The 13,306-nt window shown below is 67.3% G+C and carries 12 protein-coding genes; 8 read left to right on the forward strand and 4 right to left on the reverse strand.

Features of this window, described 5'->3' with window-relative positions; translation table 11 throughout:
• Positions 1-17: 17 nt before the first annotated feature.
• A complete protein-coding gene (locus ACE3TJ_RS18780; protein ID WP_374598943.1) occupies positions 18-857 on the reverse strand; it encodes a RimK family alpha-L-glutamate ligase in 840 nt (279 codons plus the stop codon).
• Between the two features lie 8 nt (positions 858-865).
• Positions 866-2,104 (reverse strand): threonine ammonia-lyase, encoded by a 1,239-nt coding sequence (locus tag ACE3TJ_RS18785; RefSeq protein ID WP_374598945.1) that lies wholly within the window; start codon positions 2,102-2,104, stop codon positions 866-868.
• Positions 2,105-2,127: 23 nt separating this feature from the next.
• Here ACE3TJ_RS18785 and ACE3TJ_RS18790 point away from each other — a divergent pair, with 23 nt between their 5' ends.
• Positions 2,128-3,078 carry an NAD(P)-dependent oxidoreductase gene (locus ACE3TJ_RS18790; RefSeq protein ID WP_374598947.1) on the forward strand — a complete coding sequence of 317 codons (951 nt, stop codon included), beginning with the start codon at positions 2,128-2,130 and terminating at the stop codon, positions 3,076-3,078.
• 5 nt (positions 3,079-3,083) lie between these two features.
• Positions 3,084-4,718 (forward strand): amidohydrolase, encoded by a 1,635-nt coding sequence (locus ACE3TJ_RS18795; protein WP_374598949.1) that lies wholly within the window; start codon positions 3,084-3,086, stop codon positions 4,716-4,718.
• Positions 4,719-4,724: 6 nt separating this feature from the next.
• On the opposite strand, the gene ACE3TJ_RS18800 is transcribed toward ACE3TJ_RS18795, so the two are convergent.
• Both ACE3TJ_RS18800 and hemB read right to left on the reverse strand, forming a co-directional pair.
• Positions 4,725-6,962 (reverse strand): spermidine synthase, encoded by a 2,238-nt coding sequence (locus tag ACE3TJ_RS18800; RefSeq protein WP_374598951.1) that lies wholly within the window; start codon positions 6,960-6,962, stop codon positions 4,725-4,727.
• A complete protein-coding gene (gene hemB, locus ACE3TJ_RS18805) occupies positions 6,959-7,975 on the reverse strand; it encodes a porphobilinogen synthase (RefSeq protein WP_374598953.1) in 1,017 nt (338 codons plus the stop codon). The genes ACE3TJ_RS18800 and hemB overlap by 4 nt, the downstream gene beginning before the upstream one ends.
• A 72-nt stretch (positions 7,976-8,047) precedes the next feature.
• Between hemB and ACE3TJ_RS18810 the strand changes: the two genes are divergently transcribed.
• Genes ACE3TJ_RS18810 through ACE3TJ_RS18835 form a run of 6 tightly spaced genes read left to right on the forward strand, consistent with a single transcriptional unit; the run spans position 8,048 to position 13,265 of the window.
• Positions 8,048-8,695, forward strand: coding sequence for an MOSC domain-containing protein (locus ACE3TJ_RS18810; RefSeq protein WP_374598955.1), 648 nt, complete (start codon positions 8,048-8,050; stop codon positions 8,693-8,695).
• Positions 8,692-9,483 (forward strand): glutamate racemase, encoded by a 792-nt coding sequence (murI, locus tag ACE3TJ_RS18815; protein WP_374598957.1) that lies wholly within the window; start codon positions 8,692-8,694, stop codon positions 9,481-9,483. The genes ACE3TJ_RS18810 and murI overlap by 4 nt, the downstream gene beginning before the upstream one ends.
• A 22-nt stretch (positions 9,484-9,505) precedes the next feature.
• The gene (locus ACE3TJ_RS18820) at positions 9,506-9,919 is read left to right on the forward strand and encodes a PaaI family thioesterase (RefSeq protein WP_374598959.1); all 414 of its coding nucleotides are present in this window, start codon (positions 9,506-9,508) and stop codon (positions 9,917-9,919) included.
• A gap of 19 nt (positions 9,920-9,938) precedes the next feature.
• On the forward strand, positions 9,939-10,967 hold the full coding sequence (locus tag ACE3TJ_RS18825; RefSeq protein WP_374598961.1) for an enoyl-CoA hydratase/isomerase family protein: 1,029 nt from the start codon (positions 9,939-9,941) through the stop codon (positions 10,965-10,967).
• Complete coding sequence (locus ACE3TJ_RS18830; protein WP_374598963.1) at positions 10,964-12,091, forward strand: hypothetical protein; 1,128 nt, start codon at positions 10,964-10,966, stop codon at positions 12,089-12,091. Before ACE3TJ_RS18825 ends, ACE3TJ_RS18830 begins: the two co-directional genes overlap by 4 nt.
• A gap of 31 nt (positions 12,092-12,122) precedes the next feature.
• A complete protein-coding gene (locus ACE3TJ_RS18835; protein ID WP_374598965.1) occupies positions 12,123-13,265 on the forward strand; it encodes a hypothetical protein in 1,143 nt (380 codons plus the stop codon).
• Positions 13,266-13,306: the final 41 nt, after the last annotated feature.

The following is a 13,306-nucleotide window of genomic DNA, read 5'->3' on the forward strand; positions in this document are numbered from 1 at the left end:
GGGGCCAAGTCTAGCCCTCAGAGGGTTAAGCGGGCGCTAAGCGCTTCTGCGAACAGGCGGCCGCTATCGGCGGCGTGCGACAGGAAGAGCGCGGGCTCGATCAGCTCAAGCTCCATCAGGCGCAGCCCGCCGTCTGCACCGCGCACCATGTCAATGCGCGCGTACAGGGCTTCGCCGGGCGCAGCGCGCAGCGCCTGTTCGGCTACCGCGCGGGCGTCTTCGGAAGCTTCGACGGTGATCTCGCGCCCGCCGAACTGCTCCTGCACCCGGAAGTCACCGGCGGACGGCACCTTGAGGATCGCGTGGCTGAACGCGCCGCCGAAGTAGAACAGCGAATATTCGCCCTCCGTGGCGATCGCCGCCATCATCGGCTGGATCAGCATCGGTTTCCCTACCACGTCCGCGGGTATGGGGTCGCCGGGCGCCAGACGGTAGGTTCCATCGGCGCCGCCCGATACCGGCGGCTTCACGATCACCGTGTCGCCGAAGCGTGCCCGCGCTTCGGCCATGTCCACGTCCGAAAGCGCCTGTGCGAAGGCCGTGGGGATCACCGGCACGCCCTTCGCCTCCAGATCGAAGAGGTAACGCTTGTCGGTGTTCCAGCGCATCAGCGGCACCGGGTTCGCCATCGGGATGCCAGCCGCCTCCCACGTGTCGAGCGCTGCCGACCAGTCGGCGCCGCGCGACTGGTAGCCCCATGCGAGGAGCGGCAGGACGATGCCGTCACCGTGAGGGAGCGGGGCCGTCCACGGCTGGAAACGCACGGCTTCCCCAAGGACCGCGCGAAGCTCGTTCTCGGCGCGGGGCACAGAGTCGGCGTAACCGCTGTCCGGCGTCAGGATGCAGATATCGGCCATTGCGCGCTTCAGGCGATCTCGACCGAAGACACTTCGTAGCCGCTGTCCTTCAGCGTCGCGATCAGCCGCTCCAGATGGTCGCGGTCGCGCGTTTCGCACTCGATGTCGGCATAGATGCCCTTCGCCGACAGGTTGGTGAACACGCGCTGGTGGTACACCTCGACGATGTTGACCTGCATGTCGTCGAAGATGCGCGCGACGCCGAAAAGCTGCCCCGGCCGGTCGTTGAGCCGGATGCGCAGCCGCGCGAGGCGGCCGGCGCGGGCGAGATCGCGGAGCAGCACGTTCGCGAGCAGACGTGTATCGATGTTGCCGCCGGTGAGCGGCAGGCCGACGACGCGTCCCTTGAAGCGCTCGGGGTAGGCGAGGAGGGCGGCGAGGCCTGCCGCGCCCGCGCCTTCGACAACGGTCTTTTCGATGTTGAGCAGCATCGCTGTCGCCTGTTCGAGCTTGGACTCGTCAACGAGCAGGATGTCTTTCACGAGCGCGCGGACAATGCCCTGCGTGATCGTGCCCGGCTCCTTGACCGAGATGCCTTCGGCGATGCTGTCGCCGCCGCAGGGCAGGGTTTCGCCCTTCATCTTTGCGGCCATCGAGGGATAGAGAGCCGCCTGCACGCCGACGATTTCGACGTCGGGGCGCATCGCGCGTGCTGCGATCGACATGCCCGAGATGAGCCCGCCGCCGCCGATCGGCACGACCAGCGTATCGATCTTCGGCGCGTCCGTGAGCATCTCGACCGCGACCGTGCCTTGCCCGGCGATGACCTTGGGGTTGTCGAACGGGTGCACGAAGGTGAGACCGCGCTCGACCTCAAGCTCGCGGGCGCGGGCGTAGGCCTCGTCGTAGTTGTCTCCGTGAAGAATGATTTCCGCGCCATGGCTTTCGGTCTGCTGCACCTTCACCACGGGCGTGTAGCGCGGCATCACGATCGTGGTCGGGATACCGAGCCGCGTGCCGTGATAGGCGATGCCCTGCGCGTGATTACCGGCGGAGGCCGCAATGACGCCTTTCTTCCGCTGCGCGTCGGTGAGCGACAGCAGTGTGTTGAGCGCGCCGCGCTCCTTGTAGGCGGCGGTGAACTGAAGGTTTTCGAACTTCAGCCACACCTCGGCGCCGACGATATCGGACAGCGTGCGCGATTTCAGGCAGGGCGTGCGGACGATGTGCGGCATGATCGCCATGTGCGCTGCCTCGATATCGGCAAACGTCACCGGCAAAGCCGCCACACCCTGAGAATCGCCCATCTTGTCATCCTGACATACGAAATTTGCACCGGCGCCATAGCCGATCTGGAAGCCGAGGCAAACAGCGGCTACCAAGCCGCGCGAACGGATTGAACAGGAGTCTGCCGATGGCGCGGGTCGCATTTCTCGGAATGGGCGTGATGGGTGCGCCGATGGCGCGGCACCTGAAGGCGGCGGGCCACGACGTTACCGTCTACAACCGCACGCGAGCGAAGGCGGAGGCGTGGGTCGCCGCGAACGGCGGCGCGCTTGCAGAAACGCCCGCAGAGGCTGCTAAGGACGCCGAGATTGTGCTCACCTGCGTCGGCAACGACGACGATCTGCGCGCCGTGACGCTGGGGCCGGACGGCGCGTTCGGCGCGATGGCGCCGGGGAGCCTTTACATCGACCACACCACCGTTTCCGCCGCCATCGCGCGCGAACTTGCCGAGGCGGGCGCGGCACGCGGCATCGGCGTGCTCGATGCGCCGGTTTCGGGCGGTCAGGCTGGCGCCGAGAACGGCCGCCTGACGATCATGGTGGGCGGCGATACGGAGAGCTTCGCGCGCGGCGAACCGGTGATGCAGGCCTATGCGCAGCGCATCGGCCTGATGGGGCCGGCGGGGGCGGGGCAGCTCACGAAGATGGTCAACCAGGTCTGCATCGCGGGCGTGCTGCAGGGCCTTGCCGAGGCGATGAACTTCGCGATGGAAGCGGGGCTCGATGCGAATGCCGTCGTCGACGTGATCTCGAAGGGCGCGGCGCAGAGCTGGCAGATGGAGAACCGCGCGCCCACCATGATCAAGGGCGAGTACGACTTCGGCTTCGCGGTGGACTGGATGCGCAAGGACCTGTCGCTCGTGCTCGGCGAAGCGCGGAGCATCGGGCTTTCGATGCCGCTTACCGCGCTGGTTGACCAGTTCTATGCCGATGTCCAGAACATGGGCGGAGGGCGGCAGGACACGTCCTCGCTGCTCAGACGGTTCAGGGGATAAGGACCATGCGGATCGCGCTCGCGCTTGCGGTTCTCCTTTCGGCAGGTGCCGCGGATGCGAGGACCGTCATCCTCAATGCGAACGGCTATACGCTCGACGATATCGGGCGCCTTGCAAAGTTCAGCGGGCTCATCGTGGGCGACGACGGACGTGTCGAGCGCCTGCTGAAACCCGGCGAGAAGGCGGATGGCGATGTCGTCGATGCCGGCGGCAGGACGCTGCTGCCTGGCCTCATCGACGCGCACGGCCATGTCATGGGCCTTGGTTTTCTCGCGCTGCAGATCGACCTTTCGGACACGACAAGCATCGATCAGGCGCTCGCGAAGATTGCCTCATACGCTGCGGCGAACCCCGACCGGAAATGGATCGTCGGCGGTGGCTGGAATCAGGTGAGCTGGGGGCTCGACCGGTTCCCGACCGCGGAAGAACTCGACATCGCCGTGGCAGACAGGCCCGTGTGGCTGTCCCGCGTCGATGGTCACGCGGGCTGGGCGAATGCGGCGGCCCTGAAGGCGAGCGGCATCACCGCGAAAACGCCCGACCCCGCAGGTGGACGCATCGAGCGCGATGCGAACGGCAAGCCGACCGGCGTGCTCGTCGATACGGCGATGGCGCTTGTCGAGAAGAAGGTGCCGCCGCCGACCGCCGCGGAAAACGCCGCCGCGCTTGAAACGGCGCTCCAGATCATGGCTTCGGTGGGGCTCACCGGCGTTCATGATGCGGGCATCGATCCGGCGACGTGGGTGCTCTACGAGCAGTTTGCGCAGGACGGCAAGCTCACCGCGCGCATCTCTGCCATGGCGGGCGGCGCGGATGCCCTGCGCGCGATCGCGCCGAAGGGACCGACCGGCTGGCTCTTTGAGGATCGCCTTGCGCTGAACACGGTGAAGCTGCTCGCGGACGGCGCGCTTGGCTCGCGCGGTGCAGCGATGCTGGAACCCTACAGCGATGATCCCGAGAACACCGGCCTGATGATCATCGAGGGTGCGAAGCTGCGCAATGTGATCGCGGCCGCATCGATGCGCGGCTTTCAGGTGAACGTCCACGCCATCGGCGACAAGGCGAACCGCGAGGTGCTGAACGCGTTCGCGGACATCCAGAAGATGGGCCAGCCGCTGGTGCGCCCCAGCATCGAGCACGCGCAGATCCTGGCGCCCGATGACATCGGCCGGTTCGCGAAGCTCGGCATCATTGCCTCGATCCAGCCGACGCACGCCACCTCGGACAAGGCCATGGCGGAGGACCGGGTGGGGCCCGAGCGGATCAAGGGCGGCTACGCGTGGAAATCGCTTGTGAACAGCGGCGCGCGCATCGCGGGTGGGTCGGACTTCCCGGTCGAGCCCGCCAATCCGTTTTATGGCCTTCACGCCGCCGTCACGCGGCAGGACCGCGACGGGCAGCCGCCGAAAGGCTGGTATGCGAACGAGGCACTGACCTTGCAGCAGGCCTTCGCGGCCTTCACGACGGGCGCAGCCTATGCGGGGCAGCAGGAACGCAGCGTGGGGACGCTGACCCCCGGCAAGTGGGCCGACTTCATCCTCGTCGACGGCGATATCTTCAAGATGCCCGCCGGGGATATCTGGAAGGTGAAGGTGCTGGAGACGTGGCTTGCGGGGAAGCGCGTCTACATGCGGGACTGAGACGGCCTACTGCTGCTTCAGCACGGGGATGATGCTCGCGAAATCGTCGGTCCAGGGTTGCAGGTCGGGCCGTTCGCGCAGCATCGCCCAGCCTGCAGGGCCAGCGCCGCCGCCGTACATCAGATCCTGCATCCGCATCTCCGTGGGCGTGAGCGCCACCCAGATCGAGCGCGAATAATCGATGCCGGGAAGGCCGGGGTCGTAGGGCGTGTGATCGCGCACGCGTGCTGTCCAGCCCATGTCGCTCGCGATGGCGGCGATCACCGGCTGCAGGTCGATATGGCGGTTCGAGATGTGCACCATCAGCACGCCGTCCGGTTTCAGCGCCCCTGCGTAAACCTTGAAGGCCTCTTCGGTCATCAGGTGCATGGGGATCGCGTCCGACGTGAAGGCGTCGATGGCGATGAGGTCGTAGGTGTGTTTCGGCTCCTTCGCGAGCGAGAGGCGTGCGTCGCCCATGACGATGCGAAGGTCCGGCGTGCAGCGCGAAATGTAGGTGAACAGCCGCTCGTCTTTCGCGATCCGGACGACGACGGGATCGATCTCGAAGGCGCTCCAGCCCTGTCCCGGTTTCGCGAAGCAGGAGAGCGAACCCGCGCCGAGCCCGACGTAGCCGACCTTGGCGAAGCGGCCAGCAATGTTCGGCAGTGCGGTGAACGCCTCGGCGATGCCGCTGCCCTTGGCATAGTAGGACTGCGGCTCACTCTGCAGGTCCGGGATCAGGCTTTGCACGCCGTGCAGTGTCGTGCCGTGCTCCAGGAGGCGGATGAGTCGCTCGCCGTCTGCCTTCACCGTGTAGATGCCGAAGAAGCTGCGCTCGCGCGCAAGCTCGATACGGCTGATCGCGATCGCCTGCCAGCCGCCGAGGCCGAGCATCAGCGCGCCGAAGCAGGCCGCGAAGGTGAGCCGCCGCCCGATCGACAGCACGGCGGCAAGCGCGATGATGCCAAGCGCGGGCGCGGCGGTTTCGGCACGGTCGGCGAGGATCAGCTCGGTATGCACCCACCACGAGGCGACGAGCGCGATGAGCGGCAGGGCGATATCGAGAACGAGGCCCCGGCGGCCTTGCCACAGCTTTCCGATGCGCTTCGTCAGCGGCTTCGCCGGGATGAGCGCGGCGGCGCACACCAGCAGGATCGGGTGCTCATACACCCAGTCGAACACGAGCGGCGCGACGATTGCCGAGAAGAAGCCGCCGATGACACCGCCCAGTGAGATCCAGAGGTAGAAGTCTGTCAGTTGCGACGGCGGCGGGCGTCTCTCGGCGAGGTGCCCATGGAGCGCGAGCGCGACCACGAACAGCAGCACGAGGTTCGTGAGCGCCATCAGGAGCGCGAACACGCCCTGCGCGAGGAACGTGTAGCCGCCGAGCAGCAGGAGCAGGATCGGCGACGCCATCTTCGCCTGCTTCACGAAGAGCGCGCCGCCCATCGAGAACGCGACGATGAAGGTGACGAGGTAGAGCCCGAGCGGCACCACCCAGAGCAGCGGCACGGCAACGATGTCCGTCGTCAGGTGCGTCGTCGTCGAGAGCAGCAGGCCCGAAGGCACGGCGGCAAGCGCCGTCCAGACCGCGCGCTCGCGCCGCGTCGCGGGTGGTGCGGCCTCGGCGGCAGGTACGGGTTCACGCGCCGGACGGCGCGCGCAGAAGGCGACGAGCAGCGCGAGGACCACGAATCCGCCCGACCAGAGCCACGCCTGCTCCTTCAGCCGCAGATAGGGCTCGACCGCGAACGGATAGGCGAGGAGCGCGAGCAGGCTTCCCGCATTGCTCGCCGCGTAGAGGAAATAGGGGTCCGCCGCCGCCGGGTCGTCGACGCGCGCGTACCACGACTGCATCAGCGGTGCCTGCGCGGCGACGACGAAGAACACCGGGCCGATCGAGGCGGCGAGCAGCGCCAGCAGCCACAGCATCGGCGGCAATGTCTCGCGGCCCCCGATGTCGGCGAGGCTGATCGGCAGCGTCAGCGCCGCGACGGCGAAGACGGCGAGGTGGACGATGGTCTGCCGGCGCTGCGCCATGCGGCTGATCGCGTGCGCGTAGACGTACCCCGCGAGCAGCATCGCCTGGTAGAACAGCATGGCGACGTTCCACACCGCGGGCGCGCCGCCCAGCGTCGGCAGCGCCATGCGGCCGAGCATCGGCTGGATGAGGAACAGAAGGAACGAGCCGAGGAAGATCGTCGCGATGAACAGCGGCCGTGCCGCCAAACCCCGCGACAGTGCCCCCTCGGCGGCGGTCATCCGAGCAGCCGTGCCGCGTCGCGCGCGTAATAGGTGAGGATGCCCGAGCAACCCGCGCGGCGGAACGCGGTCAGCGCCTCGATGATCATGCGGTCGCGTTCGATGAGGCCCGCGCGCGCGGCGGTTTCCAGCATCGCGTACTCGCCGGAGACCTGATAGGCGAACACGGGGATATTGAACGCGTCCTTCACGCGGGCGATCACGTCGAGATAGGGCATCCCCGGCTTCACCATCACGCTGTCCGCGCCCTCGGCGATGTCGAGCGCGACTTCGCGCAGCGCCTCGTCGGCGTTCGCGGGGTTCATCTGATAGGTCTTCTTGTCGCCTTTCAGGAAACCGCCGGAGCCGACCGCATCGCGGAACGGACCATAGAATGCGGAGGCGTATTTGGCGGCGTAGCTCATGATCTGCACGTCGTGGAAACTGCCCGCCTCCAGCACCTTGCGGATCGCGCCGACGCGGCCGTCCATCATGTCCGACGGGGCGATGATGTCGGCTCCGGCGCGAGCCTGCACGAGCGCCTGGCCTTGCAGCATCTCGATCGTCTCGTCGTTGAGGATGCGGCCGTCTTCCGAAAGCAGGCCGTCGTGGCCGTGCGTCGTGTACGGGTCGAGCGCGACGTCCGTGAGCACGCCGATGCCGGGGGCGGCATCCTTGATGGCTTTGATGGCGCGGCAGGTCAGATTGTCAGGGTTGAGCGCCTCGCGGCCGTCGGCGGTGCGGCGTTCGGGGGGCGTGTTCGGGAAGAGCGCGATGCAGGGGATGCCGAGGCCTTCGGCTTCCTTCGCGGCCTCGGCGACGAGATCGACCGACAGACGCTCGACGCCCGGCATCGTCGGCACCGCCGTGCGCACGCCCGTGCCATCGGTGACGAAAAGCGGCCAGATGAAATCGGCCGGAGAGAGCGTCACTTCCGCGAACAGCGCGCGCGACCATGCATGTGCGCGGGGGCGTCTCAGGCGGGTGGCGGGGTAGGCGGCGGCGGGTTTGGGGACGGGAGACATGGGCGGCATCTATGGTCGAAAACGCACGCCTTGAGAAGCACGGGCTTTACCGGGGTGCGGCGCGGGCGCTAATCGCGGATCATGACGGGACTCACGATAGAAGCCGTGCTCACCGGCACCGCCCGCCCGCTGCGCGGCGAGGAGATGAGCGCGATCGTCAAGGCGCCCCGGCTCGGCGCAGTGGTGGTGAAGCCGCTCGGCCTTGATGGCGACGAGCAGGCGGATACCGTCCACCACGGCGGCGTCGACATGGCGGTCCACCACTATCCGCGCGATCACTACGCGTGGTGGGCGCAACGGATGCCCGATCAGGCGCTGCTCGGCGCGGCGGGGGCGTTCGGCGAGAACATCTCGACGACCGGCCTCGACGAGAACACCGCCTGCATCGGCGATCGCTACCGTCTCGGCACCGCGCTCGTCGAGATTTCGCAGGGGCGCAAGCCTTGCTGGAAACCGGCGCACCGGCTGGGACGCCCGGCGCTCGTCGCCGAAATCGTCAAGACGGGTCGTTCGGGCTGGTACTACCGTGTGATCGAGCCCGGCGTCGTCGCGGTCGGTGATGCGCTGACGCTTGAACGCAGGCCGCATCCCGAATGGACCGTGGCGCGCGTTTTCGGCCTGATCGTCGGCGGGGCGGGGAAGTCCGACCCCGTGTCGCTGAAGGCGCTTTCGGGTCTGAAGCTGCTGTCCGCCGAATGGCGCGAGCGTGCGCGAATGATGTCGGCATGACCTGCCCGCCGATTCTCGTTTTCGATTCGGGCATGGGCGGCCTCTCCGTGCTGGCGCCGATCCGCGCCGCACTGCCGCAGGCGCCGGTCGTGTACGTGGCGGACAACGCCGGGTTTCCTTACGGCAGCAAGAGCGAGGCGGAGATTGCCGCGCGCGTGCCCGCGCTGCTCGGGCGGCTGACGGAGCGGTATCGACCCCGCCTCATCGTCATAGCCTGCAACACCGCCTCCACGATCGCGCTGGCGCACGTGCGCGCCGCGCTCGACGTGCCGGTGGTGGGTACGGTGCCCGCGATCAAGCCCGCCGCCGGGGCGACGGAGACGAAGGTGATCGGCGTGCTCGGCACGCCGGCCACGGTACGGCAGGCCTATGTCGACAATCTTGCCGCCGAGTTCGCTTCGGACTGTGTGGTGCTCCGCCACGGCACGCCGGAGCTTGCGGCAATGGCGGAGGCGAAGCTGCGTGGGGATGTGGTTCCGGCGGAGGACTATGCGGCGGTGATGGCGGGACTGACCGGGCAACCGCGCGGTGAGGACATGGACATCGTTGTGCTCGCGTGCACGCACTTCCCGCTGGTGGAGGATGAGCTTGCCGCTGCCGCCCGCCGTCCCCTGCGCTTCGTCCACGGCGGGCAGGGCATCGCGCGCCGCGTCGCGCACCTGCTTCGCGACGCGGACTGGGCCGGGTGCGAGCCGACAGGCCTTGCCGTTTTCACACTGAGAGACGAAAAGTCCGCCGCGCTGGTGCCCGCTCTTGCGGCGCGTGGGCTTGATGTAGATTATCTCTAACAAAGGGATCGCGGCGAAACTTATGACGACGCATGAGGATTTGCTCGCGCGCCTCAACGCCGATTTGCCGCCCACCGGCATCCTGCTCGGCGCCGAAATTCTGGAGCTGGACCCCTCGGGCCGCGTTCGCATGTCGTTCGTCGCGACGCCCGCGTTCTGCAACCCCAACGGCACGGTGCAGGGCGGTATCGTTGCGGCGATGCTCGACGACGCGGCGGAGATGGCGTGCGTTGCCGATGCGGGCAAGCGGATCTTCGTGGCGACGATCGAGATGAAGGTGAGCTTCCTGCTGCCCGCGAAGGCCGGGAAACTCTACGCGGAAGGCCGGGTCATCAAGCGCGGCCGCATGATCGCCTTCCTTGAGGCCGACCTTTTCGATGGCGAAGGCGCGCTCCTTGCGCGTATGACCTCCACCGCTGCGCCGCGCGCATTCTGAATAACTTGAGGGAAACTGGATGACCGACGACATCGTGTTTGAAAAGCGCGGCCGCGCCGGGCTGATGACGCTGAACCGGCCTCAGGCGCTGAATGCGCTCAATCGCGAGATGTGTCTCGCGCTGCATCGGCAGCTCGATGCTTGGGCCGCAGATGACGATGTTTCGGTGGTGATCATCCGCGGCGCGGGCGAAAAGGCGTTCTGCGCGGGCGGCGACGTGGTAGGCCTCTACCATTCCGGCAAGGAAGGCACTTCGGAGTGGGAAGGCTTCTTCGCGGACGAGTACCGCATGAACCTTGCCATCGGCACGTTTCCTAAACCCTATGTGGCGCTCGTCGACGGGTTCAGCATGGGCGGCGGTGTCGGCGTCTCGGTTCATGCGCCGTATCGCGTCGTTACGGAAAAGACGCTGTTCGCCATGCCGGAAACCGGCATCGGCCTTATCCCCGACGTTGGCGGCACACATGCGCTTGCGCAGATGCCGGGCGAGGTCGGCATTTATCTCGGCCTCACCGGCGCACGTCTGAAAGCGGCGGACTGCATGTATGCCGGATACGGCACGCACCACTGCACGAGTGCGCAGATCGAGGCGCTGACCGATGCGCTCGCCGAGGGCGGCGATGTTGCGCAGACGCTGAACGCCTTTCATTCAGATGCGGGGCCCGCGCCGCTGGAGGCGGTGCGCGAGGAGATCGATCGGCACTTCGCGTTCGATACGGTGGAGGCGATCATGGAATCGCTGTCGCTCGGCGGCGACTGGGCGGTGGCGCAGCGCGACGTGCTGATGAAGATGTCGCCGACGAGCATGAAGATCAGCCTTCGCGCGCTGCGTGAAGCGAAAGGCGACGACCTCGCCGGATGCCTGCGCCGCGAATACAGGGTGGTGTCGGCGATCAAGTCGGGCCATGATTTCTTCGAAGGCATCCGCGCCCAGCTGATTGACAAGGACAAGTCGCCGCGCTGGCGCCCCGCCGCGCTCCGCGACGTGACGGAGGAAATGGTGGACGGCTATTTCGTGCCTCCGGCTTGGGGAGACCTCAGCTTTTGAACGGTAGCGCGCTTGTCGTCGGCCTTGGCCTCAACGGCCTCGGCGTCGTGCGGTCGCTGGCGGCGGCGGGTATCCGCGTGCACGCCTTCGACGACACGATGGGGCCTTATGCCGCCACGCGCCACGGTACGAAGGCGAAGGCGCCGCTTGCAGGCGAAGGGCTTGTCGAGGCGCTCGCCGCCTATCGCGCCCGGCTCGATCACGACCCCGTGCTGTTCCTCACCCGCGAGGACGGTGTCGCCACAGTGGCGGCGAACCGCGACCGGATTCCGGGCTACCGCATCGCGATGCCGGGCCGCGACGTCGTAGAGGCGATGGTCAACAAGGACCGGTTCATGCCGATCGCGGCGCGCGCTGGTCTTGCCGTGCCGCGCACGGTAACACTGCGCAGCGCCGACGATCTCGCGCTCCTTGAAAAGCTGACGCCGCCGCTGATCGTGAAGCCGAGCGAGCATGTCGCCGCCTATCAGGCGCGCTTCAAGAAGGCGTACGTGTTCGAAAGCGCGGGGGACGCCGCGCCGATGATCCCGGACATGCTCGCCGCTGCGGGCGAACTCGTGGCGCAGGAGTATGTGCCGGGGGACGACGGCAGCGTCTTCTTCTGCCTTGGCTATTTCGGCGCCGAAAGCGACATGCTTGCTGCCTATACCGGCTACAAGACTGCAAGCTGGCCACCGCGCGTGGGCGGCACGGCGGGCTGCGCGCCCGCGCCCGAAGCGCACGCGCGGCTCGCGGCCGACACACAGGCATTTTTTGCCGCCGCGCACTTCCAGGGGATGGGCAGCCTCGAATTCAAGCGCCACGCGATAACGGGCGCATTCTACATGATCGAACCGACCGCGTGCCGCACCGACTACCAGTCGGAGCTGGCGACGCTGAACGGCGTGAACCTGCCCGCGGTGCAGTTCGCCGACCAGATGCGCCTACAGCTGCCTTCCGCCCAGCCCCGGCACCGGTTCGGCTGGCGCGATCCCGGTGCGGTCGCCTCTGGAGCGGTCGTACCCAAGTCAGGCTCCGGCTGGCGGGCGGTGGACGCGCTCTGGCGCGGTGACGATCCCGGCCCGTGGCTCGCATCGGGACGCAGTCGTATCGCGCGCAAGCTCGGCCTCGGCGGCCGGCGATAAAACCTTAACCGTCTCCGGCTAGGCAGGGTTCATGCTCAATACCTTGAAATCGCTCTACAACGACTTCCAGCTTGCGCCCGCCGAGCGCGCGGCGAAGAAGCGCGACGCCGCAGGCCTGCCGTTCGCCGATCCCGGCATCGACGCGGCCGTGGCAGCGTGCACCGCGTGGCTCGGCCGCGCGCAGGACTGCTCCGCCACCGCAGACGGTGGCGTCGCCCGCGACTATCACGTCGCGAAAGGCTGGGCGACAAGCTACCCGGAGACGACCGGCTATATCATTCCGACGCTGTTGACGCTGGGCGAGGAAGCGCGGGCGCGGCGGATGCTCGACTGGCTCTGCGCGATCCAGCTCGACGATGGCGGCTTTCAGGGCGGCAAGATCGATGCCGTGCCGGTGAAGTCCGTCACCTTCAACACCGGCCAGATCCTGATCGGCCTTGCCATCGGCGCACGGGCGCTGGGCGACGCGAAGTATCTGGAGGCCATGCACGGCGCCGCGCGTTTCCTCAGGGATTCGCTCGATCCGGACGGCTGCTGGCGCTCGCACCCGTCGCCGTTCACGCACGCAGGTGAAAAGGCCTATGAAACCCACGTGTCGTGGGGCCTGTTCGAGGCCGAGCGCACCGCGCCCGGCGAAGGCTATGGCGCAGCGGGGCTCAAACAGGTCGACTGGGCGCTCGGCAAGATGCAGGCGAACGGCTGGGTCAATGATTGCTGCCTGCAGCACAAGGACCGGCCGCTCACACACACGCTCGGCTATTATCTGCGCGGCGTCGTGGAGGCGCACCGGCTTTCCGGTGAACAGCCCTATCTCGATGCGGCGCTGAAGATGGCGCACGCCCTCGTCGGCGCGCTCCGCAGCGACGGCGCGCTTCCGGGTCGTTTGCGCTCGGACTGGGCGGCCGCCGTCGAATGGTCGTGCCTCACCGGCAACGTGCAGATCGCCGAAAGCCTTTTCTATCTCGCTCCGCTTGGCGGCGGAGACGCTTTCGTGAAGGCAGGCAAGGGGCTGAACGCCTTCGTGCGCCGCACGATCGCCGTGGAAGGCAACCCCGATCTCGTCGGCGGTGTGCGCGGTTCGTTCCCTATCGACGGCGAGTATGGCCAGTGGGCATACCTCAACTGGGCGGCGAAATTCGCCATCGACAGTTTTCTTGTCGAGAAGTTGATCTAAGTCATTCCAGCCCCTCGTAAAAGTTGCGAATAGATCGCAAC

This window comes from Sphingosinicella sp. (genome assembly GCF_041916975.1).
In the GTDB taxonomy this organism is placed as follows: domain Bacteria; phylum Pseudomonadota; class Alphaproteobacteria; order Sphingomonadales; family Sphingomonadaceae; genus Sphingosinicella.